This is a genomic window from Vibrio sp. Vb1127, from assembly GCF_033338735.1.
In the GTDB taxonomy this organism is placed as follows: domain Bacteria; phylum Pseudomonadota; class Gammaproteobacteria; order Enterobacterales; family Vibrionaceae; genus Vibrio; species Vibrio alginolyticus.
This window is the reverse complement of the sequence record NZ_JAWOTF010000007.1, coordinates 71,598-98,191: the sequence shown is the minus strand read 5'-3', so window position 1 is coordinate 98,191 and position 26,594 is coordinate 71,598. Positions and strand designations below refer to the sequence as shown.

Here is a 26,594-nt window from a genome sequence, read left to right as displayed (position 1 = left end):
CGGAATTAGAAATGCAGTTGAATTACAGAGACCACAACCGCACCAGGTCGACGAATACCTTCAATTTCCACTTTAATTTCGCGCTCAATCTCCAAACCTTTTTTGATTGGCGTTACTTTTGTTAACGTGCTGACTGCACGAACATTATTGCCTGCTTTGACAGGGTAAGGGAAACGGACTTGGTTTAAACCCAAGTTAACTACCATTTTAGCTGTTGGGAACATTGGCTTGTCTGGATCGACTGAATCCGTCAGTTTAGGCAGCAATGCTAATGTTAAAAAGCCATGAGCGATAGTTGTCTTAAATGGAGATTCAGTTGAAGCACGCTCTGGATCGGTATGAATCCATTGCATGTCTTCCGTTACAGCACCAAATTGGTTAATACGTTCTTGAGACACATGAACCCAATCACCAGTGTGAATAACTTCGCCAATTTTTTCACTTAACTCGTCATAAAGCTTTTGAGCCTCAGGTGCCATTACGATCGGTGCAGGTTGAGGTGCAACTTCTTCGTTGACGGCTGGCTGCTGGTGATCACGAACTTTTGAGAAAAGAAAGCTATTTTGAGCTTTCCCCAAAAAGTCACTCCAATAATCGCGTAACGTTGGAGACATCCAATTCATAAACTCGGATTGATGAGCAGAAATCGCATCAACTTTGTCTTTAAATAGATTTGTGACCTTCATAAACACCCTTAAGAATTCTAAGCACAACTGGCTATACCAGTTAAGTTTGAATTAGTTCACAAAGTCTTGCAAATACTTTCGGGCGAACACATGTACCCTAAAAGCATGTTATGTCTTATATATCAGCAAGATAACAATAAAACACCATTTTATTGACGTGCGCCAATATAAAGTAAAAACTCTATAAATTGGTACTTTTTGTCCCTTTTTCACTCCGTTTTCAAACTGTCCAACATCACATCAGTGATCATAAAACAAGCAAACAGTACTTCTATTATAATTCAGCACTTTACAAGTCGGACTATGCTCCTTATTATACCGCCCACAACGGAGAGATGGCTGAGTGGTTGAAAGCACCGGTCTTGAAAACCGGCATACGTTAATAGCGTATCTAGGGTTCAAATCCCTATCTCTCCGCCACTTATTTAGAGAGCTCGCATTTATTGCGAGCTTTCGTCGTTTTAGCTCTTAAAAAACGAGATTTAGAAATCCTCGCTCGTAAACGAATCCGGCACTTCACTATATTCCAGTTAAAAGCCCGCTAATGTTTAGCGGGCTTTTAACTTCGATTTTCTAAAGTTTAAGCAAACTTCTTAATCATTTCAGACAGGTCATTGGTGCAATTTTGCACTTTGGTGTTCATATGATTCGTTTCAGTCATCAGTTCATACGATTCACTGTACTTTAAATTAAGCGACTGGATGTTTTCATTTATTTCATCCGTTACATAAACCTGCTCTTCTATCGCGACCGCAATTTGTTGGTTTCGTTCGACGACGTCCTGAACAAGGGATTCCAATTGTTGAATGCTATCCAAAGCAGTACCTAACAATGTTACCGTTCCGGTCGACATTTCATTACCTTTCTCTAACGCAGAAACCGCTGATTTGCTCCCATTTTGAATCCCTTCAATGGCCGATTTAATCTCTGTTGTCGATTCCTGAGTTCTTTTAGCTAAGGTTCTCACTTCATCTGCTACAACGGCAAACCCTCTGCCTTGTTCGCCTGCCCTCGCGGCTTCAATTGCAGCGTTCAACGCTAATAAATTAGTTTGTTCGGCAATACCATTGATGACTTCAACAACGGTTCCAATTTGCTCGGTTTGTTGGTTCAAACGTATGACCACTTTAGATATTTCGCCGAGCTCACCCACCAACTCTAAAACCGATTGGTTAACATTATCGATAACGCTACGGCTGTCTATCATCGTATTTTGCGCTTCTAACGTAGCCTCGGCGGTCGCTTGAGCATTATTTGATATCTCAGATGAAGAGGCTTGCATCTCGTTGACCGCTGTTGCGACCGAGTCAATCTCCACTTTCTGTGCGCTTAAGTTCTCCGTCACTTGCTGGCTATTTGTCGCAGCACTGTTAGCACTTGCGCGCGTTTCTTCGCAAGAGTCTTTTACAGACACGCCAACGCGCCCCAATAGCGCATTTGCAAATTGCTTACGCATCTTCATACCCAGCTCAATCTCAGCCAGATCGTTGATTCTTCCGCAATAAATATATTCCATGAGTGGATTGTTGAAGTCTTGCCTAGCCTGTTTAGCGAGCTTCTCAACTGGTCTGGTTAATACATAAATAGAGAAAACGGAAAGTAACGCAACAACGCCAAACGCTATCACTGGTGATTGATTCATTTGTAGAATGAGTAAGCCAAGAAGGTTTGAAATTAAAAGGAAGAAGGCCGATCTCATCCACAAACGTGTACGAGGAAGATACATTTTCCACGGCTTACGATTATTTCGAAGCTTCGAATACGCTTTTTCCGCTCGCTGGATGTGTATACGCTCAGGTTTAAATCTCACTGATTGGTATTCCACAACTTCACCATTAGATTTTATAGGAGAAGCAAACGCGTCAACCCAATAATAGCCGCCGTTTTTACGTCGATTTTTGACCATTCCCATCCAGTGTTTGCCAGTTTTCAGGTGAGTCCATAAATCTTTAAAAGCCTGTTTTGGCATATCAGGATGACGCACAACATTGTGGGGTTTACCGATAAGCTCCCCTTCATCAAACCCCGCTACTTCATTAAAGTTTTCACTGGCATATTTGATGTAACTGGAGGTATCGGTAATGGAAACTAGGCTGTAACTCGAAGGGTAATCGTATTCCGTTTCACTCATAAACATGTGTCCTTACATTGATTAATTAACAAACGGCAAATATGAATTTATCAGCATAACATTTACATGCATAATGATAGGTTGATTCAAAAATAAAACAAAATTATTGACAAGCTTACTTGTTACTTAATGACTCTAGTCGCATTTTTATCCTCTAATACAAGGCTTCGTTAATATGCACAAGACTGAGCACTGTTCAAAATTAATACACAAAAGCGCTTCCGTACTGAGTTCGTAAATTGTTATAAGTAATCCACTAAAACGAAAACAAGGAAGACAAACACAATGACTATTCACTTTCGTCAGCTTGCAGCTAAGAGAAACACGACACACTTGTTTATTGACGATTGGAAAATTAACACTCAGCAGTCTTGGGGGATATTCAGCGCGGATGGAGATATTGGCTCTCTGCTTGGAGACCTTATTTGTGATGAAATATCACCAAATAGTGGGGAAATTGAGCTAAATGGGCTGTCCGTTGCGCAAGTGTCGTTATCAGAGCAACAGCGATTACTGGAAAGAGAATTAGAAAAAGATGATACGGATTTTCTTGATCGTATCGACCAAGGAAGCACTGTTTATTCATTAATCCTAGAACAGAGCCAAGACACTAACTTAACTGAACAGCTAGTTAATGATCTCGACCTAAGTCATCTTAGAGATAGTGGCTTCCGTGTTCTCTCTACCGGAGAAACCAGAAGAGTAATGCTCGCCCGAGCTTTAGCCACACAACCTGACTTAGTATTACTCGATAATCCATTTACTGGCTTAGATATTGCGCACCGAGCTGCTCTCGCTCGCTATTTACACTCGCTTTCTCAAAATGTGCAACTACTCGTAACCTTCTCTCGCGAATCTGACATGCCTGAGTGGATCAATAGCATCGCGCTTTTCAGTGCAGGAAAGCTTGATAGTACAATGGATAAGTCCAGTTGGGATAATCATCCAATCATTGGACAAATTAAATCTCAGTCAAAGCAACAGAGTGAAGAAATGATGAGCTTGATACGTCAGCATCAGCACTCGACGCCATTCAACAACCCAATATTTGAACTAAAGAATGGGGCTGTCGAATACACCGATAAGAAGATTTTTACTGACTTGAACTGGCGCATAGACAAGGGCCAACATTGGCAGGTCAAAGGCCCAAATGGTTGTGGAAAGAGTACCTTACTTGGATTGATCTTTGGCGATCATCCGCAATGCTACAGCAATGACATTGATATTTTTGGTAAAAAGCGTGGTACTGGCGAGACAATCTGGGAAATTAAGCAGCATATCGGTATGGTGTCTTCAGCGCTACACCTCCAATATCGAGTCAATTGCAGCGCATTAGAAGTCATTTTGTCAGGATTTTACGATTCGATTGGGTTGTATAACCAGCCAACTCGCAAAGAGATGAATATTGCAAACGAGTGGCTCGATATCTTACATATGAGCCAGTACAAAAAAACCTCATTCAAGCAATTAGAGTACGGTCAGCAGCGACTGTTACTGATTGCAAGAGCCATCGTGAAACAACCCACATTATTGATTTTGGACGAGCCGTATCAAGGGTTAGATTTTTTGGGTAGACGGTTAGTTAAGAACACACTTGAGCTCATCGCTAGAGAGAATTTAAGCCAACTATTGTATGTGTCTCACTACCAAGAAGACCGCTTAGATAGCATCAAAAATGAGTTAGAGTTTGTGTTTGATGAAAATGCTCAGTGTTATAGAGCTAACGTCTACCAATCATAATGACTTCGCTGCGCAAGCTGCTCATAAGGTAATGGTTTGGAGTACAGGTATCCCTGATGATATCTCACTCCCATCTTCTTTAAGTGTTCAGCTTGCGCTATGGTTTCCACGCCTTCAGCGATCAATTGTACTTGTAATTCTTCCGCGAAGTGAACCATCGCTTTTAAGACAGAAGCACTAAGGCTAGGAATACCAATAGTTTCGACAAAGCACTTATCGATTTTTAAGTAATCTATGCGCATGTGCTGTAGAAATGCTAACGAGGTTTGGCCAGTTCCAAAATCATCGATCAGCACATCAATACCATGCACTCGCAGCGCTGCAATGCATTTTCTCGCCTCTGAATCAATGAGCTGACGCTCCGTTATCTCTACCCCTAATGAGACTTTGTTTCGGCTCAACTGTCTGTCGAGCAATTGAATTTTTCTGATCGCGTTTGGTCCGACTAAATAACCAGGCGGCACGTTAATACCAAGGTGGACAGGCTGATCAAAGCCTAATTTACTGAAGTCCTCTGCCGCTTTATCCAGAACGAAATCAGTAAGTAAAAAAACCAATCCACTTTGCTCTGCCGCAGGGACAAACTCGTCCGGAGAAATGAACCCCTTACTTTGATGCTCCCATCGCACTAGCGCTTCAAACCCGAATAACTGGCCGGTATCAACGTTAACTTGCGGTTGGTAATACAGGGTCAACTCTCCTCTTTTTATCGCTCTTTTAAGATCCAGTATCAAATTGCGATGAGGATCAATAAACTTATTCAACGCATACAAGCAAAGGTAGATCACGAAAATAATTGGAATTGAGTACAAAAAATAGGAAAGTGTTCTCTGTTTGACGAAAAGATCGCTGGCTTCACTCAAAGCTTCATACTCAAACATTTGCGACGATTTGATACCGATAGGATTACTTCCCGCTCTTAATGCTCCTTCTGGTGAAACTTGATCATGGATAAACAGCGCAGAGCGTTTTAGGCGTAAATCGTTGTTAAACCCTATTGTCGCATTAAAGTAGTCATGATCGATAATCGTTACGGCTTGATAACCCCGCTCTCCTTCCGTTACCACTAGCAAGAACTGATCGTACAAGCTATCAACACTACCAAGCGCTAGCGTTTGTCCCTTGGGAAAGGTGATGTGCTCAGCTAACGGTTTAGAGATACTTCCCAATTTCGAAGAACAAGTAATGACTCCCTCTTTCACAATGAGCATTTCTTCAATATCTCGTTCAAACATTAAGCTTTGCTGGAGCTCTTCACATCGCTCAGGGTGTAGCAGCGCCGTGCGGTTTTCTGTCTCTATTTGGAATAAAATTTCATCTGCAATTTGCACATTTTTTTCTAATAAATGATTGAGATTGTTTTGCACGCTTTCACGAGCTAAATACAAAACCTCTCCAATAACCAAGGGAATAGGCAGAAGAAAAATGATGGCTTTTTTAAAAATCGCCTTATTCAGCATATAAAAGTAACCTTTTATAAAACCGATTTACTGAGATGGTACCTCGATTCCGATACCCGCTAGCAACTCACGTTTTTTAACATTATTTGTTTGGATTAACTCAGTATGCGAAACGCTGAGTAATACCGCAAACTAAACAATGTCTTAATCACTCCTGTTCCAATTTAGTATCAAGCGCCTCAAACCTGAGACTTTAATTCGACACCATGTTATGTCTATCGGTAGTTGCGAAAGTCTTTACCTGTCTGTTTCTCATCATGTAAGAATTACCCATTAAAATTATTTTTCTTTTCTCAGTGATTAAGAATTATATTTGTCGTAACTCCTACAACACGTTACAACACTCTCATGACGACAAACAAAGCTAATGCTAACCAGGTAAACGAAAAATCACTGCAGTTGTTAATGCAAGTTGCAGTTAGTCCGTTCCCAGTTTCTGCGAAAACGCTAAGCGAGCAATTGAACGTTCCTTTAAGCAGCCTTTACCGACACTTAAAACTGCTTAAAGAGTGGAACTTGATCGAAGAAAGCGTTCACGACAAGACATTTGTCGTTGGTCCGGCGGCATTATTACTCATGCACAGCTATGAGACCGCGCAACATGGGCTCGACATGGTCGAAACCATACTGGCTAGGTTGGTACAACAAACCGGGGAAATGGCCGCTTATATGGTACCAGCGGGTTATCGTGCGCTTTGTGTCAGACAGAAAGAAAGTATGCAGGCGCTGCGTTGCAGCTTCGTCCAGGGTCAAAGTCAACCTCTGCTGCGCGGTGCCTCATCTAAAGTGATGCTTGCTTTTATGCCTCAAAGTCGATGCGAGAAAATCTTGAGATATTTTAATCAAGATCACCGACGTGACGAGTGGGAAAAAGAGCTCACAACCATCCGTAAACACGGATATGCCGTCAGTACTTCTGAGATTGACCCTGGTGTGTCAGGTATTAGCGCACCGGTAATGAAAGGAAGCAAACTGATTGGCGCAGTCTCGGTAATGGCTCCGGCCCACCGAGTCGAAAAGGATAAGCAGCGCATTATTTTACATGTACTGCAAGCGGCAAGGGCACTACCACCAGAAAGGTAATTCATCATGTTAAGCTTTTTCAAACGCTATAAACTCCATCACACAGTGAAACAGCCGCAGCATTACCCTTTTTCTTTTATGACAGTGTGTGAGTATTTGCCTCCTATGTCGAAGGGTGCGTTTGAATTAGCTGATCAAAGTTTGGAAAATGCTAGCGATTGGCTATACCAACAGCATGATCATGAAACCGCTGAAAACTTTGGTCACTTCAACCACGACAAGCTGGAAAATGGCGAGTTTCAGGAAGCATTAAGCCTTTCGCTTTCTCGCCACTCAATTCCTGTTTTAGTAACTAACTGTACCGAGGCAATCTTGTCCATGTTACCTGTGGTCGTGTCCTATCGAGACGAAGTGGGTGTGGTAAATATTGGACATGACATGAACTTGAAACCAACACTTGAACCACGTTTAGGCTCGGCATTTCATTTTGCTCTTTCTCGCTATCAAAACGTACGATTATTTTTTGCTGGTGTTAGCGAACAAGATACAAAGCAAGAAACGTGGGAATACGCGGAGGATCAAGGTTGTGACTGGGTAACCGATAAAGAGTTTTCTTTTCGTCATCGCAATAATGTTAAGCAACAGATCGGCAATTACCTAGACCACTGCGACCAAATAATCATTAGTATCGACCTTGGATCTCTAAAAACCAAAAACAGCCTTGATGGCGCGTCAGAAATTGATATCCAAATGGTTCTACGCACGATTAGGCAATGTTTGGTTGCAGGTAAAGTGCGAGCAATTCAGCTCGTTGGCGATCGAGATTGTCTGGTGTATTCGAGACAAACGAAAGCCATACTCGAAGAGTTATATCAGATGGCCCCACTCATCGTTCACGCTGCCTAGCGTTATAAACATTCAGAATCAGGATCGCGTCCTTCCTGATTCTGAACCAACATGCTTACTTATTATCCTTAACTAACAAATAGTTACACATATAAATCGACACACATCACACTTACCTCTTGAACTAACCTGACACTTACGTTGTAATAAGGCCGCTAAACTTTGGTATGACATACGAAATAAAAAATAACCAAAGTTCAATAACTAAGCGGCTTCAAAACAAAAAGTACCGCAGCTATTCCAATTTCAGTGAGCATTTGCTCACGCTCGCTTGATGCCATCTTGTTCCACTCATTAGGACATTTGATGATGCGTCTTTGCAGTATTTTCACTGCGGTTCTTTTTTTACCGCTAACCTCACACGCCACCACTTATGACTTAGCAGATATCAAGTCAAACACTAATGTTGCCTTTTGTAAAAACGGAACCATTCATGTAACGGGTTCTACTTACGATTGCACTACAAATATTGTTCTCCCGAAAGGCGATCAAATTATAAATAGTAGTCAAAGCTCATCGTCTTTAACCGCTCATGGTTCCATAACACTCCGTGGGCAGAATGTCATAGGCTCAAAGGAAAGCCCTATAAACATCAAAGCTAAAGGAACTTGGTTAAAAATTAATGGTAATAGCTACGTACTAGGTAATGTCTCTGCTTTAGGTTCTATAAAAATAACTGATAGTGAAATCGAAGGAGATATAGAAACCAATGGTGTTGGTGGAAATGGCCGTTCTGTCGAGTTTTACGGAGAGCACAACGTCCTTAATGGCAACATCATTGCTCAAAGTGACGTGTACATCGAATCTGGTATGTTCTGCGGTGATATCAAATCAAAAGGAACAAAAGTAGAAATTAATCAACTGGAATCGTCGCTTTCTAATACACCAATAGTTGTGGGCAACATTAATGCTCTATCGGGGATAAATCTTAATAATACGACAGTTTTTGGTTCTTTGACATCTCAGGGACATACTGTAGATACAGGTTTTGGCACGACCAAAATATATGCGAATAAGCAAGCTATTTCGGCAATGCATTTTTCAATTAATAACTCCAATACTTCTATTTGTGGTAGTGTGACAGCCACCCTAGAATCAAGTTCAAATTTCAACCACTATTGTGGCATTGATGAACCCAATTGTAGTTACGCAAATCAAACACCAACAACTTGCCCTATTCCTTCTTATATCCCTGAATGTAAAATTACGCCTCCATCAGAGAACGACTTCGACCTCAGCGTCACACCATCGGACGACATGGCACTGATGTGCGGCGACGATCTTCCGCAATTTACAGCAATGACAACCAATAATGGAGAAGTTGTAAGCGCAGAAGTCAGTGCAGCCCTATCACACCCTGACTTGTTCACTTTAGAGGTGATCAAAGGTCAGCAGACATTAAAAGCAAACCAATTTATGTCTGACGACAATGGTGAGCTCGTTGTTCGAATGGTCCCGAACGATATTGATACCATCGCGTTAGGTACTAACTACACGCTGACTTTCACTATGGCAGAAGACACCAGCAAGCATCAAACGGTTAGCTTTATGTTTACGCCATTTATGTTTGAGGCCTACTCAAAGACGAAAAGCGCCACTTTAAATGAAATACGCGTTATTGCAGGTAAACCAGAAAACGTGCATACGCGATTGCTTGCTTGTGCTTCCACCGGCGAACCTGTAGTCGCAAGCAACTACAATGGTACTCCTAAGGTTTTTCATCCATTGGTTCAACCATTAGGAGGAAGTGAAGGAAACTTTAGCTATTCAGCGGAATTTAAAGACGGCTTGTCTGAACATGGTCTTGTCACGAACGAGTCCGGCATATTTGAAGTGACATTGTCCGATCATTTTGAATGTGAGGGATTTGAAGAGTGCCCTGAAGAAGGCAAAGTGGAAGTGAAAGGGACATTTAATGTGCACTCGCGACCATGGACATTCGCTATCTGTGACAACCAACGTGCTTTGCCTTCTGGCACCTCTGAACAAGGAGATGGGTTTATTGCCGCCGGAGAACTTTTCTCTCTAACAGTGAAGCCGATCATTTGGCAAACTGACGGCTCTGTAAGTGGTTCTGTTGAATCAGCACGTTATTGTGATGCCTCTATCACCCGTAATTTTATGCTTGATGACGCTCCAGCAGCATCGGTTGTCTTGTCGAGTGAGCAACATACGCCATCAGAGACAGCGAACCAAACCTCAAAATTGCTAAAAAGTAGTGACTCACTGGCTCAGGCGCATAATTCAGCCAAGAATGATCAATTCGTCTTTAATGGATTATATTGGGAAGAAGTCGGGAGCTTGAGAGTAAAAGCAAACCTAGAAAGTAAATATCTAGGTATGACTGTTAACGAAAGCTATCGTTACATCGGTCGTTTTTACCCAAAATATTTTCAAGTGCAAGACCAAGAATGGCACTACCCACATGGCCAAACTTTTGCTTACATGAATCAACCTTTTGAGAAAGTCACTTACGATGTTGTCGCACTCAATGCGAATAAGGAAAACGTGAAGAACTACGTCCACTTTTCATCTAACCTTCAACAACATTTCGACTTAGGCGAGCTAAGCTCATACTCCGATCGGTTTTTGCCGCCTAAGCCTAAGAAGGTAGACTGGAAACTACTGGGTAGCGCGAGTGTTGGAACGTTTGTGATCGAGAAGCCCTCGACCAATGCGACTTGTAACAATAGCCCATGTTGGAAAAAGAACACGACAGATAAACAATACCCTGATGGCCCATTTAATAAAGGGACTAACAGTGACAGCAGCCAAATAGGTTTAGTCACGACTAAAGCCGTTGATGAGGTAAACTTCTTCGACGATAGCGAAGTGCTCACAAAACAACCAGACATTCGATTCGGTCGTTTGAACTTTCAAGATGTAGGTGGCAACCAAGGCATGGTGATCAAAGTGCCACTTGATGTGGAAATTTGGCAAAACGGTCGATTTACGACTAACTTCGATGACAGCTCAACAACGGCGAGTGGTGAATATTACTTCAGCACGCCAATTTGGTCTCATGCGCTAGCAAACAACGCCCTGCTTTCTGGCGTTGGAACGATGAGTATTGGCAGAATGACCGATATCGTTGCAAGCCAAATTGACTCAGCACGCGAGCAAATACAATTCCACCTGGATTTAGACGGCTCAGGTAATCGCATCCCTTGGCTGAAATACGATTGGGATAACACGACAAGTGAAGAGGAAAATCCACCTGTTACAGTTACGTTTGGTGTTCACCGAGGAAACGATCGCATTATTTATCGTGGTGAGCCAAATATGCTTGGCCTAAATTAACGCGAAACGACAAAACAAAAAAAGCCCCTATATTGAGGGGCTCTTTTCATCTAAAACGGATGTAATTTACTTTGCGCCACGACGCGCTTTCAGGCGCTTCACCATAGCAAGACGACGCTCTGCCGACCCTTGGTCTGTTGCCGACTGGTTCGGGTTATTACGACGACCTTGACGATTCTTAAACGCTGGTTTTGAGTGCAGCTTTTCAATGTAAGATTCACGCTGTTTTGGTTCATAGCCTGCAAGCTCAATACGGCGAATTCGCTGCTGGATTAGATTTTCAACCTGAACAACCGTGAGCTCTTCATCTCGGTTTACAAATGAAACGGCATGACCTTGTTTACCTGCACGGCCTGTACGACCAATTCGGTGAACGTAATCTTCCGCTAGGAAAGGCATGTCATAGTTCACAACGTGAGGTAAATCTTCAATATCTAGACCTCGAGCAGCGACATCGGTAGCCACCATGACACGTGCTTTACCGGACTTGAACTCTTCTAACGCACGACGACGAGCACTTTGAGCACGGTCACCATGACAAACCACCGCTTTGATACCATCAAGTTTCAGCTCTTTTACTACTTCGTTTGCGGTCTCTTTGTAGTTCACAAATACCAACACTTGTTTCCAGTTCTTACGACCAATCAGCTCCGAAAGCAGTTCCGTTTTTCGCTCTTGATCAACTGGATATAACACGTGAGCAACTGTCTGTGCTGTCGTATTCGCTCGCTCAACTTCAATACGCTTAGGCTTACGCAGGATATCTTTTGCTAACAGATTTAGTTGGCTCGAAGTCGTTGCTGAAAACATCATAATTTGCGGATCAGTATCCACATCTAGCATGATCTTACGTACTGCGTGAATAAAGCCCATGTCCAAGATACGGTCTGCTTCATCAAACACTAAAAACTCTAAGTGTGCGACCGAGACATTACCTTGTTCAATGTGCTCTTCCAATCGACCTGGTGTAGCCACTAGGATATCTACACCGTTTTCTAATGCCGTTACTTGAGAAGACATTTTACGGCCACCGAAAATCGCAGCCACCGACAGGTTCGTGTACTTCGTGTAAGCTTTGATGTTGTCAGCAATTTGTTCAGCAAGCTCACGAGTTGGAGCCAAGATAAGTGCGCGAGCAGTCTTACGAGAAGCGCTACGGTTACTGTCTAGCAACTGCTGAATCATAGGCAGAGAAAACGCAGCCGTTTTACCAGTACCTGTTTGTGCTGTAGCGAAAATATCATGGCCTTTGCGAGCCATTGGAATCGCCTTCTGTTGAATTGGCGTTAACTTTTCATAACCGCATTCTGCCAGTGCTTTAACCACTTCTGGCGCAAAACCTTGAGATGAAAATGACATTGAGCGTATTCCTTAAACAAACCACTAAAAATAGCTTTAAAAATTTAGCCGTGCACTATACCCGAATTTGAGTGATTTATCTCACTTTTCTCATTGAAATCCTACAAAAGAAAAAACGGTGAGCACAGATATATTAGTGGTTCACCGTTTTCGTTTAACCTTTGCGCGATTTAATGTTTGATGCCAGATAACTGAAGGAGAATTCGCTCAAGCTCATCCCATGGCAACAGCTGAGAATCTATCACTTCTAATCGTGATTCAAAGCCTTCTAAGCTGATTTCATTCACCGACACGACTCGGTTGGCAACATTAAACGCGTAACAACCTTGATCCGTATTGACCACTGCTTTAACACGCTCTGCGGTCAAGTCCGAAAGCATAGAGAAAAGCTTTTCAAAATCAAACTTATACTCTGCCCCAAACAACCACCCACAACTAAAATAACCCTGCCCTTTGTTCTCTTTGCGCACAAAGGCTTCACCAGGCGCCAATTGGAATTGAGGCTCTTGATGAGCGTGGTCATGATGATGTGACTCGATATGGGAAGAAGCGCTGCCGTAAACCCGCTCAATATCCAAGACTTCTATCGGCAACTCACCGTCATGAATAAGCTTACTGAATACTTTTGAAGGGGATTGGTCCGTCACCCAGTCATTAAACACATCAAGGTCGTGGCTGGAACATAGGTCAACCTTACTACCAATAACCACATCTGCACTGTCTAACTGGTCCACGAAGTTTTGGTTAGAAAGATACTTTTCATCACTTAAGTTACGCGGATCAACCAAGGCAATCGTCGCTTTAAGATCAACGTAAGGTTCATACTGCTGTGAGGTAAGCGTCGCGATAACCTGTTTTGGATGACCAAGGCCTGTCGGCTCAATCAATAAACGGTCCGGTTTTTGACGCAATAATGCGGTGATACCTACCGACATCGGCACACCCGCAGTGCAGCACATACAACCACCCGGCACTTCTTTAATCAGCGCGCCTTGGTCGGTCATCAATGCACCGTCGATGCCAATCTCACCAAATTCATTGACCAAAACCGCCCAGTTTTCTTTTTCCGGTTTGTTCTTCAGTAGATTTAAAATCGTGGTCGTTTTACCGACACCCAAAAATCCGGTCAGTATGTTGGTTGGTACTCGATTTGACATGCTTATCTCCGACACGTTAGTGCATTAATGCTCCAGCAAAGTATACGGAGAATGTGACTCGCTTCAACGCTTTTTATCGCACGCATCAAGCTCATTGCGTGATGCGTTGGAACACATTTTTCGAGCTTGTTTGGGTTGACTTATCAACTCTGAACGCTTCATATCAGACAGGTATCTACTGGTATAAATAACGCAAGTAAAAAACGCGATAATAGCGACTACGATGGGAAGAACTCCGAGCGTGTTTTCGAATTTAAGCGCAGCAATAGCCAACGCGAAAACAACGACAGAGATAAGTGCGATTGACTTACTTTTGTTGCTTTTCATAATAACTCGCCTTTCGTAAAGTTAGCCCCTAACACCTCCTGTACTAGAGGAATGCCAGTTTGAACAACATCCAACCTGACTATTCAATGCTACTCCTTTCGCTACTTGTGAAATTTGACAAAGCTAACATTTACTACAACATCAAACGACGAGCTTATTATTATCTTTCATATACTTACTGGATTTTAAAACACTTACTAGCAAATCGACCCGCCGCTGACCAATATGTCGTTTTCATTGGCAATACAAACTTGCGCCACCAGCCTTAGCCCTTCGACTATCATCTCCAGAGACATAGAAGGCTGACTGCCATCTGCTGCTTGTTCTGGCAATAATGGAATATGAACAAACCCGTGACGAATCGGATTGTCTTTCAAGTAATGTTGGATGCCATAAAAAAGGTGGTTACATACAAATGTTCCAGCACTGTTGGAAATCTGGCTAGGTATACCCTGCGTTTGCAATGTTTGCACAACACGCTTTATCGGTAGTGTCGAGAAGTAAGCATCAGGACCATCAGCCACCACGGGTTCATCAATCGGTTGATGACCAGCGTTATCTGGAATACGAAAATCATCGACATTGATTGCGACACGCTCTGGGGTTATCGCGCTACGCCCGGCCGCTTGCCCTACAGTAATCACACAGTCTGGCTGGTGCGCTTCTATTGCTTCAATAACGACTTTCACCGAGTCATATCGAACTACGGGGACTGGGCAAGTAACTATCACACCTCCTTTTATGGCCGCGGCCTCTAATTGCTTGACCGCTTCTAAGGCGGGGTTAATGGCGTCACCACCAAAAGGTTCAAAACCGGTAATCAGGACTTTCTTCATAACAGCCTTTAGGAAAAGAGTTTCACAAATTATTGCACTCCCCTTCACCCCATCCAATAGCAAAAGTATTGATGAGATAAACCAGACAACATTATGTGACTCATGTCTAACCAGAGAGTGTTTTCTGCCTCATTGAATCTAGGCAAGTTCCGGACTATCGAGACTAACTTATTGATGATTAGTGGCAGGGCAAGGTTCTCTCATTACATGACGCACGTAGAAGCTTGGTTTCCACGCTTAACTTAGGTAGAGTACGCGACCGCAATGCAATTCGAAGAGATTGAATACAATGAATATTGATAACCATGTAATCGAAACGATTGAAGAGTTAGAGGCATTTCTGCATTTAGTAGAAAGCGGCGCTCTGGGTCTTGAAGGTGTCACTGGCGTTGCGCTAGCCACCTCTAATACCGATGGCCGTCCATTTGTTGCCGTATTAGGAGAAAAGCACCAATTGCTCCTCGGTCGCTGGGTTTCGCAGCACGTATATGACAATGGTAAAGACATCGTTCGTAACGGCCCAACCAGAAAACACTAAGCGCTCGACGCCACCTATAACATCACGCCGTCTTATACACCAAGCGTATGCTTTGAAAGCAATGCGCTTGGTGTACTCAAAAAATAAAAAAGAAAAGGCTAGCCTTTATTAATTTTGTCGGTATACTGCACATCAGCTCTTACGGAAAGAGCTATTAATGTAATTAAAGATCAAAGTTTCTCTCAGTTCCACATCGAATTCCTCGTTTACGTTCCTGCGACAAAATAGTTATCTCTAAAATCATATAGTAGCACTTGATATTAGCTAAAAATTCAATATTTAAAACAATCAAATATAGAGGTATCTATGTCTAATAAATTAACTGGTTCAGTAAAATGGTTCAACGAAACTAAAGGTTTTGGTTTTATTTCTCAAGACAATGGCGGTGATGACGTATTCGTTCACTTCCGTTCTATTGTTTCTGAAGGCTTCAAAACTCTTACTGAGGGCCAAAAAGTATCGTTCGTTGTTGAACAAGGTAACAAAGGTTTACAAGCAGCTGAAGTAACTGCACTGTAATTCTTTGTGTGGCATCAATGTTGTTGGTGCCACAATCCCCTTCCACTTATTACTGCCCTTACTATTCTCTATCTAAGTTTATATACCCAAATCACTTACCTCTCCCACACCATCATTAATCACTTTCAATAAAGTCACTTTGGTATACATCTTTAGGTAATCACACCGCCTACCTTGCAATTCCAGTTTGGAACTAAATTAATCTCATTCATATCTGAATCACTTCGCCTCATGCTTTGCTCATAAAAATAAAGTTTATAAAATAAAAGCGATTGGCGAATATAAGAGAAAAAATGAAATTAAATATATCTGCTCAATCAATAAATTCTAATAATTACGAGCACATTATCCCTAGCTGAGAGATTGAGTTTGCACTGAAATGCCATTACATGAAGCCATTTATCGGACAACACTTTATAGGGACAGCGTCTGGATTCACACACTTCGGAGCATTTGTTGAGTTAGAGGAAAACCGAATCGAAGGTCTCATTCCTTTATCAAGTTTCCAAAATGGTGAGTTCGAATTTGATGCAGTCAAACAAAAAATTTCTAGCCAGAGCACCACGTTTACTTTAGGGACTAAAGTGCACGTATTGGTTAAAAACGTCGATTCGAAACAAAGAAAGATCATGTTCAATTTAAAAGATGCAGAACACACGGTAGGTTAGTCTGTTTTAGGTTACTTTCTAATCCATTAATCAAAAATAAAAAATAAGCTTTTAATACCGCAATTAACTTGTGACATTTCGCTGACATCGACTCATTCTAAAACCCTAATATCTGACAAAGGAAACGAATCTAATTTTTGTTTCCAGACACCATCGCAGAGTGTATTTCCAGCACTCTGTTTGCCTCGAGAGGTTCTTATGACAGCCTAGGATCTCTCGAGGCTTTTTTGCACCTATTCAAACCACCTGATTCTACATCACAACTATTATCCCCTACACAAGCTGTACTTTTTAACTAGTGCACTAGATCGCGAACTCTGATTTAAGCAACTGATCACACAACCACTTCTAAATTTTGGGTATAAAAGTATCAATACTTTCGCTAACTAGGATGTAAATAATGAAAAACTCGTTTGATCTCACTATGCCCAACGAAGAAGGATACTTTGGTGAATACGGTGGTAGTTTTGTTCCACCTGAGCTTGAACAAATCATGCATGACATCAACGCAGCTTATGAGGAATGCAGCAAAGATCCTGAATTTAAAGCGGAACTCGCTCGCCTGTATAAGCACTTTGTTGGACGACCTAGCCCAATCTTCCATGCGGAAAACTTGTCTAAAAAATACGGAGCAGACATCTACCTAAAGCGCGAAGACTTAAACCATACAGGCGCACATAAAATTAACCACTGCTTAGGGGAAGCCATTCTCGCTAAAAAGATGGGTAAGAAGAAACTAATTGCAGAAACTGGCGCAGGGCAACACGGTGTTGCGCTTGCTACAGCCGCGGCATTGGTTGGCTTGAAATGCGATATTTACATGGGTGAAGTTGATATCGCCAAAGAACATCCGAATGTCGTCCGCATGAGAATCCTTGGTGCTAATGTCATTCCTGCCACTCATGGGCGCAAAACCCTCAAAGAAGCGGTAGATTCTGCATTCGAAGCTTATCTGAAAGATCCTGATACACAACTTTATGCGATAGGCTCTGTCGTTGGCCCTCACCCATTCCCTAAAATGGTGAGAGATTTCCAATCAATTATCGGTAACGAAGCACGAGTTCAATTCAAAGAAATGACCGGCAAGTTACCCAATAATCTCGTCGCATGCGTTGGAGGTGGTTCTAACGCGATGGGGCTATTTACTGCTTTCTTAGAGGATGAACAAGTCGCCATTCACGGCGTTGAACCTGCGGGCCGCTCTTTGCAAAAGGTTGGCGAGCATGCTGCAACACTCACACTCGGTGAGCCAGGTATCATGCACGGATTTAAGTCTTACATGCTTAAAGATGCGCAAGGCGAACCTCAGGAAGTGTACTCTGTAGCAAGTGGCTTGGATTACCCATCGGTTGGACCTCAGCATAGTTACTTAAAAGACATTGGCCGTGTCAATTACGGCTCAATCAGTGATGACGAAGCGATTGATGCCTTCTTTGAGCTGTCTCGTGAAGAGGGAATAATCCCTGCTATTGAATCCTCACACGCTGTCGCTTACGCAATTAAACTCGCACAGCAAGGAGAAACCGGCTCGATTTTGATCAACTTATCAGGCCGTGGTGACAAAGACATTGATTTTGTCGTTGAACACTACGGCGCAAAATACGGCATTGAATCACTCATATAGCCTAACTCCGTAGCCTAACCCTACATGCAAAAAGCTACCTGGTACTAGGTAGCTTTTTGTTTTTGTCTACTATTTTAAGAAGCAAGTCCCTTTACTCACTGCTCTCACTATACCTTTAGAGCATAATTCGATTAACCGATAAGAGCTGGAATGCCTGGAAGCTGACCAACAATAGCAAGGGAGCCTGCACATACGATAAACGCAGTGCCAGGAATCAGATATTTATCTTTGCGCGATAGTTCGTTAGCACGCTCATGGTCGCCGATAAGCCCGAGGTTATCCAACAGCATCGTGATTGCCCAACCGAAGACTGGATTAACGAATGCACAGGCAAAAATACAGATACCTGCACTGAGTGAATCTTTATGCTTATGGATCATCTGCATACCCGCTTCAAGGAGTGGTAAGAATACACCCACAATCAAAGCAACGCGCAGAACAGGTTCCCACATTGCTAGATCCATTGGGTAGCCAATTACCGCCGCCGCAATACACATGAAACCCGTCAACAGAGCGCCACCTGGAATAGGACGCTTGGCAATTGCGGCAGGAATCATGTACGTTCCCCAAGAAGAAGCTAGGTTTCCGCCCCCTAAGAGTGAACCAACCCCCTGACGAACAGATGCTCCGACCATCGTGTCGTCGACATCCATGAGTACACCTTTCGCTTCTTTTGGGTAGTTAAGTTCTTGAAACACACGATGGCCGAGATAATCAGGGGACCACATAGCGACTGCCAGTAGAGCAAATGGAGTCACGGCAATAAAGTGCTCTAGGGTTGGCCAGCCTAGCTGCCAGCCTGTATCTTCGCCCCACCAGTAGAATGGACTGAAATTAGGTAGGCCCGGTTCTGTGGTAAAAGCAAACTCAGCGCCCATCAAATAAGCAACAATACCCGCGAGTGCAGAGCACAATGGGATAGCGAGCCAACGTTTATTGATCTTGGCTAAGTAAGCGTAAACCATAACGGTTAGGCCTATGACCACAAACGAAATGTAACCTTGGTCCGTACTTGCAGCCCACGCTTCCGTCTTATTAATTTGCCCGAGCAACCCAACGGCACCAAGGTAGATCAACAACCCTCCTCGAACCCCGATACCAGTAAGAGTCATGAGTTTAGAGCCACCTTTGGTTAAGGCGAGAATTAACCCAAAAACACACACCATCAAACCTAGCGCGAGAGGGTGCCCTCCTGCAGCTGCAATCATAGGAATCAGCGGTATCATTGGGCCATGGGTTCCCGCTAAGTTTGCATTCGGGTTTAGGATGGCAGAAAACAGTATGACGAACAGGGCTCCAGCGATAAGTAATTCGTAACGCACGTTTTCTGCAATGAATTCCGGAGATAAACCAAACTGAGCAGCAAAAGCGGAAACCATGGCAGTGACCATAACCACTTTACCAATGGTTGCTGCTAATGCCGGTACCCAGTCTTCGATTTCAATACTGTAATCACGTGAAGGCAAATGAATTCCCCAGCGACGGAAACTCATGACGGTTAAATCATGATTTAGAAAGTCTTCTCGGCTTTCAAATTCATGCGGTTTTTTGCGCACATCCCTGTAAAAAGTCTTACTTTTGTCAGACATTGAGTCATCCTTTTATGTTTCAACGTTGAACTACGTCAACTAGAGTTTCGCTTGGTAGACAGGCCTTCGACCAATACGAGACAACACCCACATCAAACTTCTAGGCCATACTAAGAAAGCGGCATGAACCAATTTTGATTTTGAGCTTATTAAGCATGTGTTGCTATGGGTAGGAATATTAGACATTAGTAAAAGAACAACAAAAATCTCACTTATTACACAATAATTTAACATCGAGCTGGGACGCTTGAACTTTTAAGAGTCATTTTTGAGCAGAGAGCCAAGTAGAGCGGCCAATTCCGATTTATACTTTCAAGGTAGAGAGCACTGTGCTCGCATCCATCGCAAAGTAACTATAGATATCTCTACATTGTATACTTTGTTAAACTCCGCCCTTTAATGAGTAAGGCCCTTAAAAATGATGACTGACGAAGAGAGAATCGAGCTGCAACAGAACAATCCACTGCACGGATTAAAGCTAGAGACTATGTTGCAAGAGTTAGTGGATTTTTACGGCTGGGACATTCTAGATACAGCAATGCGTTTTAATTGCTTTAACACTAAGCCTTCGATTGCAAGTAGCGTGAAGTATTTAAAGAAAACCGAATGGGCGAGAGAAAAATTAGAAAACTTTTACCTTTATCGCTTTAAGCGCATGCCACGCGCGAGCGAAGAAGAATACAACTTACCACCAAGAGCTCGTACCTTCCCTCATGGCCTTGAACCTAAAGAGCCAATGCCGCTAACCGTTGACTCTATTCTTAAGTCACAAGCCAAAGCAGCGTCTGCATTTAAAAAGCGTTCACCTCGCGGACGCCCTGCTCGTCGCCAATAACACTATCTTGAAAAGCAATAGAGCCCTACTGGTAGCTCCAGCAGGGCTCTATTGTTCTTTAAAGGAATGGCTAGAAGCGAAGACTCAAGCTAGTGAGCATTCCTTTTCTCTAACAACTCCCGTAAGTAAACTCACATGTAGTTTACGTTTTCTATTGATTACGCTTTTTCTTCTTTTTACCCGTACCTGCCGGCTTCGCTCGCGGCTTCATTGGTAAAAAGTAGGCTTCACTCTGATCGTCTTCCACTTCAAAACCGACTACCTGCTCGCGTTCAAGTTGGAACTTATTTTTCTTTTCTATCACTTTGAAATGGTGGTAGTCGTCGTAATCGATAAGAGATAATCCTAAACCTACTTCACCAGCACGACCACTACGACCGATTCGATGCATATAATCAGCAGGGCTACGCGGAAGATCGAAGTTAATCACCACTGGAAGTTTTTCAATATCAAGGCCGCGTGCTGCGATATCAGTGGCAATAAGAACTTGAATCTCGCCAGACTTAAAACCGTCAAGGACACGAGTACGAGCGCCCTGCCCTTTATCACCATGGAAAACTTCAGCGGTAATACCGCGTTTTGACAACTTTTGAGCTAAATGGTTACAGGCATTCTTAGCGTTCACAAAAATCAAAGTCTGTCGCCACTGATGCTGTTTGATTAAGTGCGCGAGTACCGCCGTCTTCTCACCTTTATTTACACTAAACACGCGCTGCACCAAAGTGCTGGCTTCTGCGCTCTGCAACTGAACTTCAACAGGGTCGCGGAGCAACTGCTGAGCCAGCGTCGTGACTTTATCAGGGAAAGTAGCAGAAAATAACAGCGTCTGTTTCTTCTCTGGTAGTAACGCAAGAATCTTATTCAGTGCTTCGGTAAATCCGAGGCTCAACATTCGGTCGGCTTCGTCAAGGACGAGCGTTTCTACTTGGCTCAACTTAATCGCGTTACTGGATACCAGATCAAGTAATCGACCCGGCGTAGCTACGATAATGTCACAGCCACCGCGAAGCGCTAGCATTTGTGGGTTCACCGATACACCACCAAATACGGCAACCGTTTTGATCTTATCTCTAAGATGGTACGAGTAAGATTTGACGTTGTATGCCACCTGTGATGCCAACTCACGAGTTGGAACTAAAATCAGGTGAGAAACGAAGTTACCACGGCGATTGTTTGATCCGTCTTGCTGAACAATTTTTTGCAGGATTGGCAGCGAAAAAGCAGCGGTTTTACCAGAACCCGTATTGGCACCACCAATAATATCTTTCCCTTCAAGGATATCAGGAATAGCACGGGATTGAATGGGTGTCGGTTGGCTGTATTCTAACGCTTCTAGTCGCTCGACTAAGGTTGGAATCAGGCCAAGATCGGCAAATGTCGCTTGCTGTGTTTTATCTGTCATTACGATGAGTGGCTCAGTGCTAGTAAAGGCCGTGTATCTTATGCTATTTCGCGTCTGGATGTTAGAGATAATGGCCCAAACAGAAGATTGGTGAAAGAAGCACTATAGGGTTCAGGAATTTCCTTTCACTAACATGAGTTAATGGTTTCGGTAACCAATACTCTACGACCAAGATGGTAGCGTTCGCGATAAGCAAAGGGAAAAGGAGCCAGGCATTCTGACTCCTGTAAAACAAAACACATTGTATTTTGGGGAAAGAGATTACAAAGGCAGGCCACATCCGAATCAAAGGCTTAACCACACTATTTAAGCCCTGTGGTTTTGAGAGCTTAATATAGCTTGAGAAAACTCCAGGTCACTAATGTCCATCGTTGTCTATTTAACTAATGTAGTGGACTCGGTTGTATAGATTACTTTCTCCCAATACCACGGTTCTTCTTAGGGCAAATTTGACTGCTATAGCCACAATCGTTACTGATGTCGTATATGGAAATACCTGTTGTCAGAAAGGTAACGCGCCAAGATGAGTAATGTTGCATATCATCCTCGTAAGCCCAATTCCTTCACGAGGTAGTAATGGAAAAAATTAATTTATCCCGATATCTGATATGTAGCTTCGCCTTTGTGTTGCTTTATCCTACGGCAATAGATCTCTACTTGGTTGCTTTACCACAAATCGCCCATGACCTGTCTGCCAGCGAATCACAACTTCATATTGCTTTTTCTATTTACCTCGCTGGTCTAGCATCGACTATGGTTTTTGTTGGGCGAACTGCTGATTGTTTAGGACGCAAACCTGTTGCCATTTGCGGTGCAGTGATTTTTACCCTTGCATCAATGTTCGCGGGCTCTGCTGAGACCAGTAATAGCTTCCTAATAATGCGCTTTTTCCAAGGCGTAGGTGCCGCATGTTGCTATGTAGTGGCCTTTGCCATTTTGCGTGACACTCTAGGGGACCCAGAGCGAGCTAAGGTTCTATCGATGCTTAATGGAATTATCTGCTCTATTCCAGTACTTGCCCCCGTGATCGGCAATCTGATTATGATCAAGTTTCCGTGGCCCGTGTTATTCACTGCCATGGCGATAATGGGTGTTGTGATAGGTTTAATTGCTTGCTTTGTCTTGAAAGAAACCTTGCCTAAAACCAAGCGCACAACTTTAAAGGTGAGTGAAGCTTCGAACGAATCACTATCTAACCGCTTTTTCATATCGCGCGTTATTTATACATCTTTAGGCGTCACAGCTATTCTCTCTTATGTAAATACGTCACCAATGATAATAATGGATTCAATTGGTTTTACTCGAGGCGAATATTCAACAACGATGGCACTACTCGCGATGGTAGGTATGACGACATCGTTTTCAGTTCCATTTGCTCTTTCTTGCTTCAAACAAACCACATTGATGTTCGCTGCACAAATGACCAATTTTCTGTCGGCTATCGTTATTCTCGCGGCTCACTTGAATAGCGATAGTCCGACACTTTATATGGTAGGATTCACTCTGCTCAGCATGAGTTTTCCAATGGGGTTTGGTGTGGCGATGAGCCAAGCGTTAAGCCAGTTCTCACGCAAAGCTGGACTTGCAAGCTCTATGCTTGGCATAGGTCAGGTTTCTTGGTCTGCACTTTACATTTGGTTGATGGCGACGCTAGGTGTGTCGGCCGTGATGATGTTAATGATAGCGTTGGTTGCTAGTGGCGTTATTGGACTCTCCGTAATATTATTATTTCCAAATCATAACGTTAGTGAGCCTCATGAAGAAATCTCTTGCCCGACTTGATCTTAATTTACTGCTCACTCTGCAATTGCTACTGCAAGAGCAGAGTGTTACTAAAACGGCGAAAAAACTTAATGTAACTCCCTCAACCGTGAGTAAGTCTCTAGGCAAACTACGCGCTTGGTTTGATGACCCGCTTTTTGTGAATACGCCGCAAGGCCTAAAACCAACAAATCTCGCGACAAACGTGCAAGTGCTTTTGTCAGACTGGATGCAGATCGGTAACCAGATTGTTTCACTCAGAGGTGATGATGTTCCAAGCGGAGTTAAATTTCATCTTGGAGTAGAGTCGCCATTGTCACTCATCATGGTCGACGAACTGACCAAACGAATCCATGACTTTTACCCAGACTCAACGGTAAAGTACCATAACTGGGATGAGGACTCATTAGATGCCATCACTAGCGGTGAAGTGGATATTGGTTTTACTGGCCGCGAAAGCCATCCTCGCTCCAAAGAGTCGTTAGAACTGCTACCGTATTTCATTAACTTCGAAGTGTTGTTCTCAGATTTACCTATGGTGTATGTCCGCAAAGATCATCCTGCGCTCAAGCAAGAGTGGAATTTGGATACTTTCTTAAGCTATGCCCATATCAATGTAGCATGGGAGAAAAATGACAGTTGGGTGTTGGATGAGATCTTGGCTGAGCAGGGACACACTCGAAACGTTAGCCTAACGATGGCGAGTTTCGAGCAAGCTTTATTTGTTGCAGAAAAGCCCGACCATCAAATGTTAACCACAGCACCAAAATATTGTCAGCGATACTGCGAACAGCTTCACCCCAACTTAATAGCGTTGCCTATCCCCGTTGCTGAAGATTATCAGCACAAGCTACTGATTCCATTTACTATGATTTGGCACAAGCGCAATAACCAGAACCCTAAAATCGTGTGGTTGAGGGAGACGATAAAGAGCCTGTATGGCACAAGTTGAACAGTTAATGTTTAAGTACATTTAAAGTAAAGGAATAGACATTCTCCCCCTTTATGTTGTCAATAAGCGTAGGAGTGTGATCTTGCCTTCTATTAGATTAAATACTTGAAAATCTTGAACTCTATTATCCACTTCGAAATTGATTTCAGCTCATTTGGGGACAAAAAAGAGTCAGCCTAACGGTCTGGCTCTTTTGAATGAAAAAATAGTCTGGTGGGAGAACTTGTAAGGCTGTGGCAGGTTACACTCACTTACTCCTTAGGCAGGTGACCAGTTTCCTTCGCAAGCTTTTGCATCGCCTCGGCAAACGTTGTTGTCCCGCCTTTAGCTTTAAGCTGTATTACCTTATATCCCAACTTTTCCAACGCTTGGCGCTCTGCCAAAACAGCTTTGTCATTGTGTTGGCTACCTTGAGCTGGCTGATGAATGTAACATCCCTCTAGTTTACCATCTTCGACCAATTGGTGATGTTTCAGTGCATCGATATCAAAATTCATAATAAGTCTTTTCATTAAGAGTGGGAGTTTCTGTGGCTAGTTACATACGCTTCAAAGGCTTCACGACACTATCTAAGCCTTCAATTTTGAGCGCTAAACATAGCTTGAGCAAATCCCCTAGCTCGCCGCTTGGCCAGCCCTTTTTATCAAACCACAGTAAGTATTCTTCAGGCAGGTCGATTAACACTCGCCCTGCATATTTCCCAAATGGCATTTGCATTCTAGCGAGTTTAATGAGGTTTTCTTTTTCTAACATAAGTGACAGAGAGTTAAGGTAACTCGTCCAAGGGTAACACTGGTTCTCCCTCCTCACCAGCAAATCGCAGTCACGTTTATTTTTGGCGGCCTTGACTCGCTTTATGCTAGAGTACGCGGCATAAAAAATGAGAACGAGAAAGCAATGAAGTCACCTTGTCGAGCTGCATGTAAAAATAACGCCGGAATATGCTCTGGTTGTCACCGAACGATGGATGAAATCATCCAATGGAAAGACAAAACCGATCTCCAACGAGATGCGATTATCGAACAAATCGCAGGAGAAGATTCAACGCACAGTTGTCCTGAGTGCGGGACTCAAGCCCATTGTGATATCGCCGCAGGCAAAGAGACATGCTGGTGCTTTACTATTGAAACCCGTGATTTACCCAAGCCAAGCGCCAACCAACTGTGTTTGTGCCGAAAATGTCTAGAAAAAAAGCCAGTCGCGTAATACGACTGGCTTACTGATCATCGTTTTCTGACTGGTGTTTATTTAGCGGTTAAAGCGGACGCTTCAAACTTAATGCCTTCCCACCCTGTCACCATAAAATTACGAATATTCTGGTGATCGCTGTTCTCTGGATGCTGCAATACATCTTCACGATAAAAACGGCCAAAGCAGGCTAGCGTCGCTTCTTTGTCTAGGTTGTTTAGCAAACCGAAAGCGAAGATCTTACACGAACCGTTGTTCTCGCCTGCATTGTTTTGTGTCTCACCATTTACAAAAGCGGTTGGCTCAAACGTATAGTTATCTTCGATCACCGCCATCGTTGCTTCAAATTCGACCTGCTCTGGTGACGCTGCCAATAAATCTAAAAACGATTTTAATTCCATTATTCCTCTATCCCTACTTCATCATATTGATGACACATTAGTTTCATAAAAAGCCAATATAAGAGTCATCAATCATACATATATTCAGAGCCTTACCAAATCAAACGTCATTCAGCGCTCTATCATTCCAATTGCGGAAATGGACAGCAGCATAAAACCCATGCTGATTGACAACCTATCGGATTGATAAGG

Annotated in this window: 23 protein-coding genes, 1 tRNA gene and 1 pseudogene; 13 read left to right on the top strand and 12 right to left on the bottom strand. The window is 43.1% G+C overall.

Annotated elements, in window-relative coordinates; all coding sequences use genetic code 11:
• Positions 1-5: 5 nt before the first annotated feature.
• Positions 6-686: a MaoC family dehydratase gene (locus tag R7H07_RS11805; protein WP_005375670.1), complete on the bottom strand. Its 681-nt coding sequence runs from the start codon at positions 684-686 to the stop codon at positions 6-8.
• A gap of 329 nt (positions 687-1,015) precedes the next feature.
• Here R7H07_RS11805 and R7H07_RS11800 point away from each other — a divergent pair.
• Positions 1,016-1,106 (top strand) — tRNA-Ser (locus R7H07_RS11800).
• Between the two features lie 160 nt (positions 1,107-1,266).
• On the opposite strand, the gene R7H07_RS11795 is transcribed toward R7H07_RS11800, so the two are convergent.
• Positions 1,267-2,817, bottom strand: a complete 1,551-nt coding sequence (locus R7H07_RS11795) for a PAS domain-containing methyl-accepting chemotaxis protein (protein WP_033907145.1) — start codon at positions 2,815-2,817, stop codon at positions 1,267-1,269.
• 285 nt (positions 2,818-3,102) lie between these two features.
• On the opposite strand from R7H07_RS11795, the gene modF reads away from it, so the two are divergent.
• Positions 3,103-4,557 carry a molybdate ABC transporter ATP-binding protein ModF gene (gene modF / locus R7H07_RS11790; protein ID WP_065275383.1) on the top strand — a complete coding sequence of 485 codons (1,455 nt, stop codon included), beginning with the start codon at positions 3,103-3,105 and terminating at the stop codon, positions 4,555-4,557.
• Here modF and R7H07_RS11785 read toward each other — a convergent pair.
• Complete coding sequence (locus R7H07_RS11785; protein ID WP_065275384.1) at positions 4,545-6,017, bottom strand: EAL domain-containing protein; 1,473 nt, start codon at positions 6,015-6,017, stop codon at positions 4,545-4,547. The genes modF and R7H07_RS11785 overlap by 13 nt on opposite strands.
• A gap of 348 nt (positions 6,018-6,365) precedes the next feature.
• Between R7H07_RS11785 and R7H07_RS11780 the strand changes: the two genes are divergently transcribed.
• From R7H07_RS11780 to R7H07_RS11770, 3 genes are all read left to right on the top strand, one after another.
• Positions 6,366-7,100 carry an IclR family transcriptional regulator gene (locus R7H07_RS11780; protein ID WP_005386192.1) on the top strand — a complete coding sequence of 245 codons (735 nt, stop codon included), beginning with the start codon at positions 6,366-6,368 and terminating at the stop codon, positions 7,098-7,100.
• 6 nt (positions 7,101-7,106) lie between these two features.
• Positions 7,107-7,946 carry an arginase family protein gene (locus tag R7H07_RS11775; RefSeq protein WP_025768977.1) on the top strand — a complete coding sequence of 280 codons (840 nt, stop codon included), beginning with the start codon at positions 7,107-7,109 and terminating at the stop codon, positions 7,944-7,946.
• Between the two features lie 309 nt (positions 7,947-8,255).
• Positions 8,256-11,246 (top strand): DUF6701 domain-containing protein, encoded by a 2,991-nt coding sequence (locus tag R7H07_RS11770; RefSeq protein ID WP_405523861.1) that lies wholly within the window; start codon positions 8,256-8,258, stop codon positions 11,244-11,246.
• A gap of 66 nt (positions 11,247-11,312) precedes the next feature.
• On the opposite strand, the gene R7H07_RS11765 is transcribed toward R7H07_RS11770, so the two are convergent.
• From R7H07_RS11765 to pcp, 4 genes are all read right to left on the bottom strand, one after another.
• Positions 11,313-12,605 (bottom strand): DEAD/DEAH box helicase, encoded by a 1,293-nt coding sequence (locus R7H07_RS11765; protein WP_005375652.1) that lies wholly within the window; start codon positions 12,603-12,605, stop codon positions 11,313-11,315.
• Between the two features lie 170 nt (positions 12,606-12,775).
• The gene (locus R7H07_RS11760) at positions 12,776-13,762 is read right to left on the bottom strand and encodes a CobW family GTP-binding protein (protein ID WP_017821090.1); all 987 of its coding nucleotides are present in this window, start codon (positions 13,760-13,762) and stop codon (positions 12,776-12,778) included.
• Positions 13,763-13,825: 63 nt separating this feature from the next.
• A complete protein-coding gene (locus R7H07_RS11755; protein ID WP_005375648.1) occupies positions 13,826-14,089 on the bottom strand; it encodes a hypothetical protein in 264 nt (87 codons plus the stop codon).
• Between the two features lie 197 nt (positions 14,090-14,286).
• The gene (pcp, locus tag R7H07_RS11750; RefSeq protein ID WP_017821091.1) at positions 14,287-14,925 is read right to left on the bottom strand and encodes a pyroglutamyl-peptidase I; all 639 of its coding nucleotides are present in this window, start codon (positions 14,923-14,925) and stop codon (positions 14,287-14,289) included.
• 289 nt (positions 14,926-15,214) lie between these two features.
• On the opposite strand from pcp, the gene R7H07_RS11745 reads away from it, so the two are divergent.
• From R7H07_RS11745 to trpB, 4 genes and pseudogenes are all read left to right on the top strand, one after another.
• Positions 15,215-15,463 carry a hypothetical protein gene (locus tag R7H07_RS11745; protein WP_005375646.1) on the top strand — a complete coding sequence of 83 codons (249 nt, stop codon included), beginning with the start codon at positions 15,215-15,217 and terminating at the stop codon, positions 15,461-15,463.
• 306 nt (positions 15,464-15,769) lie between these two features.
• Entirely contained in the window at positions 15,770-15,982 is a 213-nt protein-coding gene (locus R7H07_RS11740; protein WP_005375644.1) for a cold-shock protein, read from the top strand.
• 359 nt (positions 15,983-16,341) lie between these two features.
• Positions 16,342-16,650 (top strand): annotated as a pseudogene (locus R7H07_RS11735) (S1 RNA-binding domain-containing protein); the annotation flags it as partial.
• A 400-nt stretch (positions 16,651-17,050) separates the two neighbouring features.
• The gene (gene trpB, locus R7H07_RS11730; RefSeq protein ID WP_005375643.1) at positions 17,051-18,274 is read left to right on the top strand and encodes a tryptophan synthase subunit beta; all 1,224 of its coding nucleotides are present in this window, start codon (positions 17,051-17,053) and stop codon (positions 18,272-18,274) included.
• 131 nt (positions 18,275-18,405) lie between these two features.
• Here trpB and R7H07_RS11725 read toward each other — a convergent pair whose 3' ends face one another.
• Positions 18,406-19,863 carry a DUF3360 domain-containing protein gene (locus R7H07_RS11725; RefSeq protein WP_053303744.1) on the bottom strand — a complete coding sequence of 486 codons (1,458 nt, stop codon included), beginning with the start codon at positions 19,861-19,863 and terminating at the stop codon, positions 18,406-18,408.
• Between the two features lie 418 nt (positions 19,864-20,281).
• On the opposite strand from R7H07_RS11725, the gene R7H07_RS11720 reads away from it, so the two are divergent.
• Positions 20,282-20,698 carry a VF530 family DNA-binding protein gene (locus tag R7H07_RS11720; protein WP_005375544.1) on the top strand — a complete coding sequence of 139 codons (417 nt, stop codon included), beginning with the start codon at positions 20,282-20,284 and terminating at the stop codon, positions 20,696-20,698.
• A gap of 151 nt (positions 20,699-20,849) precedes the next feature.
• On the opposite strand, the gene R7H07_RS11715 is transcribed toward R7H07_RS11720, so the two are convergent.
• Positions 20,850-22,100: a DEAD/DEAH box helicase gene (locus R7H07_RS11715; RefSeq protein ID WP_206958925.1), complete on the bottom strand. Its 1,251-nt coding sequence runs from the start codon at positions 22,098-22,100 to the stop codon at positions 20,850-20,852.
• Positions 22,101-22,676: 576 nt separating this feature from the next.
• Between R7H07_RS11715 and R7H07_RS11710 the strand changes: the two genes are divergently transcribed.
• Complete coding sequence (locus tag R7H07_RS11710; RefSeq protein WP_053307823.1) at positions 22,677-23,882, top strand: MFS transporter; 1,206 nt, start codon at positions 22,677-22,679, stop codon at positions 23,880-23,882.
• Positions 23,857-24,813, top strand: coding sequence for an HTH-type transcriptional regulator YidZ (yidZ, locus tag R7H07_RS11705; RefSeq protein ID WP_033907131.1), 957 nt, complete (start codon positions 23,857-23,859; stop codon positions 24,811-24,813). Before R7H07_RS11710 ends, yidZ begins: the two co-directional genes overlap by 26 nt.
• Positions 24,814-25,064: 251 nt before the next feature.
• On the opposite strand, the gene R7H07_RS11700 is transcribed toward yidZ, so the two are convergent.
• Positions 25,065-25,310, bottom strand: a complete 246-nt coding sequence (locus R7H07_RS11700; RefSeq protein ID WP_033906842.1) for a hypothetical protein — start codon at positions 25,308-25,310, stop codon at positions 25,065-25,067.
• 40 nt (positions 25,311-25,350) lie between these two features.
• Positions 25,351-25,566: a DUF3820 family protein gene (locus tag R7H07_RS11695; protein WP_005375557.1), complete on the bottom strand. Its 216-nt coding sequence runs from the start codon at positions 25,564-25,566 to the stop codon at positions 25,351-25,353.
• Positions 25,567-25,710: 144 nt separating this feature from the next.
• On the opposite strand from R7H07_RS11695, the gene R7H07_RS11690 reads away from it, so the two are divergent.
• A complete protein-coding gene (locus R7H07_RS11690) occupies positions 25,711-26,019 on the top strand; it encodes a cysteine-rich CWC family protein (protein ID WP_080276966.1) in 309 nt (102 codons plus the stop codon).
• Positions 26,020-26,057: 38 nt separating this feature from the next.
• Here R7H07_RS11690 and R7H07_RS11685 read toward each other — a convergent pair whose 3' ends face one another.
• The gene (locus R7H07_RS11685) at positions 26,058-26,402 is read right to left on the bottom strand and encodes a HopJ type III effector protein (protein WP_005375560.1); all 345 of its coding nucleotides are present in this window, start codon (positions 26,400-26,402) and stop codon (positions 26,058-26,060) included.
• Positions 26,403-26,594 lie beyond the last annotated feature (192 nt).

What these genes read in the sequence shown, in the direction of transcription:
- R7H07_RS11805 (WP_005375670.1), bottom strand. Translation starts at nt 686, where the DNA reads ATGAAGGTCACAAATCTATTTAAAGACAAAGTTGATGCGATTTCTGCT.
- R7H07_RS11795 (WP_033907145.1), bottom strand. Translation starts at nt 2,817, where the DNA reads ATGAGTGAAACGGAATACGATTACCCTTCGAGTTACAGCCTAGTTTCC.
- modF (WP_065275383.1), top strand. Translation starts at nt 3,103, where the DNA reads ATGACTATTCACTTTCGTCAGCTTGCAGCTAAGAGAAACACGACACAC.
- R7H07_RS11785 (WP_065275384.1), bottom strand. Translation starts at nt 6,017, where the DNA reads ATGCTGAATAAGGCGATTTTTAAAAAAGCCATCATTTTTCTTCTGCCT.
- R7H07_RS11780 (WP_005386192.1), top strand. Translation starts at nt 6,366, where the DNA reads ATGACGACAAACAAAGCTAATGCTAACCAGGTAAACGAAAAATCACTG.
- R7H07_RS11775 (WP_025768977.1), top strand. Translation starts at nt 7,107, where the DNA reads ATGTTAAGCTTTTTCAAACGCTATAAACTCCATCACACAGTGAAACAG.
- R7H07_RS11770 (WP_405523861.1), top strand. Translation starts at nt 8,256, where the DNA reads ATGCGTCTTTGCAGTATTTTCACTGCGGTTCTTTTTTTACCGCTAACC.
- R7H07_RS11765 (WP_005375652.1), bottom strand. Translation starts at nt 12,605, where the DNA reads ATGTCATTTTCATCTCAAGGTTTTGCGCCAGAAGTGGTTAAAGCACTG.
- R7H07_RS11760 (WP_017821090.1), bottom strand. Translation starts at nt 13,762, where the DNA reads ATGTCAAATCGAGTACCAACCAACATACTGACCGGATTTTTGGGTGTC.
- R7H07_RS11755 (WP_005375648.1), bottom strand. Translation starts at nt 14,089, where the DNA reads ATGAAAAGCAACAAAAGTAAGTCAATCGCACTTATCTCTGTCGTTGTT.
- pcp (WP_017821091.1), bottom strand. Translation starts at nt 14,925, where the DNA reads ATGAAGAAAGTCCTGATTACCGGTTTTGAACCTTTTGGTGGTGACGCC.
- R7H07_RS11745 (WP_005375646.1), top strand. Translation starts at nt 15,215, where the DNA reads ATGAATATTGATAACCATGTAATCGAAACGATTGAAGAGTTAGAGGCA.
- R7H07_RS11740 (WP_005375644.1), top strand. Translation starts at nt 15,770, where the DNA reads ATGTCTAATAAATTAACTGGTTCAGTAAAATGGTTCAACGAAACTAAA.
- trpB (WP_005375643.1), top strand. Translation starts at nt 17,051, where the DNA reads ATGAAAAACTCGTTTGATCTCACTATGCCCAACGAAGAAGGATACTTT.
- R7H07_RS11725 (WP_053303744.1), bottom strand. Translation starts at nt 19,863, where the DNA reads ATGTCTGACAAAAGTAAGACTTTTTACAGGGATGTGCGCAAAAAACCG.
- R7H07_RS11720 (WP_005375544.1), top strand. Translation starts at nt 20,282, where the DNA reads ATGATGACTGACGAAGAGAGAATCGAGCTGCAACAGAACAATCCACTG.
- R7H07_RS11715 (WP_206958925.1), bottom strand. Translation starts at nt 22,100, where the DNA reads ATGACAGATAAAACACAGCAAGCGACATTTGCCGATCTTGGCCTGATT.
- R7H07_RS11710 (WP_053307823.1), top strand. Translation starts at nt 22,677, where the DNA reads ATGGAAAAAATTAATTTATCCCGATATCTGATATGTAGCTTCGCCTTT.
- yidZ (WP_033907131.1), top strand. Translation starts at nt 23,857, where the DNA reads ATGAAGAAATCTCTTGCCCGACTTGATCTTAATTTACTGCTCACTCTG.
- R7H07_RS11700 (WP_033906842.1), bottom strand. Translation starts at nt 25,310, where the DNA reads ATGAATTTTGATATCGATGCACTGAAACATCACCAATTGGTCGAAGAT.
- R7H07_RS11695 (WP_005375557.1), bottom strand. Translation starts at nt 25,566, where the DNA reads ATGTTAGAAAAAGAAAACCTCATTAAACTCGCTAGAATGCAAATGCCA.
- R7H07_RS11690 (WP_080276966.1), top strand. Translation starts at nt 25,711, where the DNA reads ATGAAGTCACCTTGTCGAGCTGCATGTAAAAATAACGCCGGAATATGC.
- R7H07_RS11685 (WP_005375560.1), bottom strand. Translation starts at nt 26,402, where the DNA reads ATGGAATTAAAATCGTTTTTAGATTTATTGGCAGCGTCACCAGAGCAG.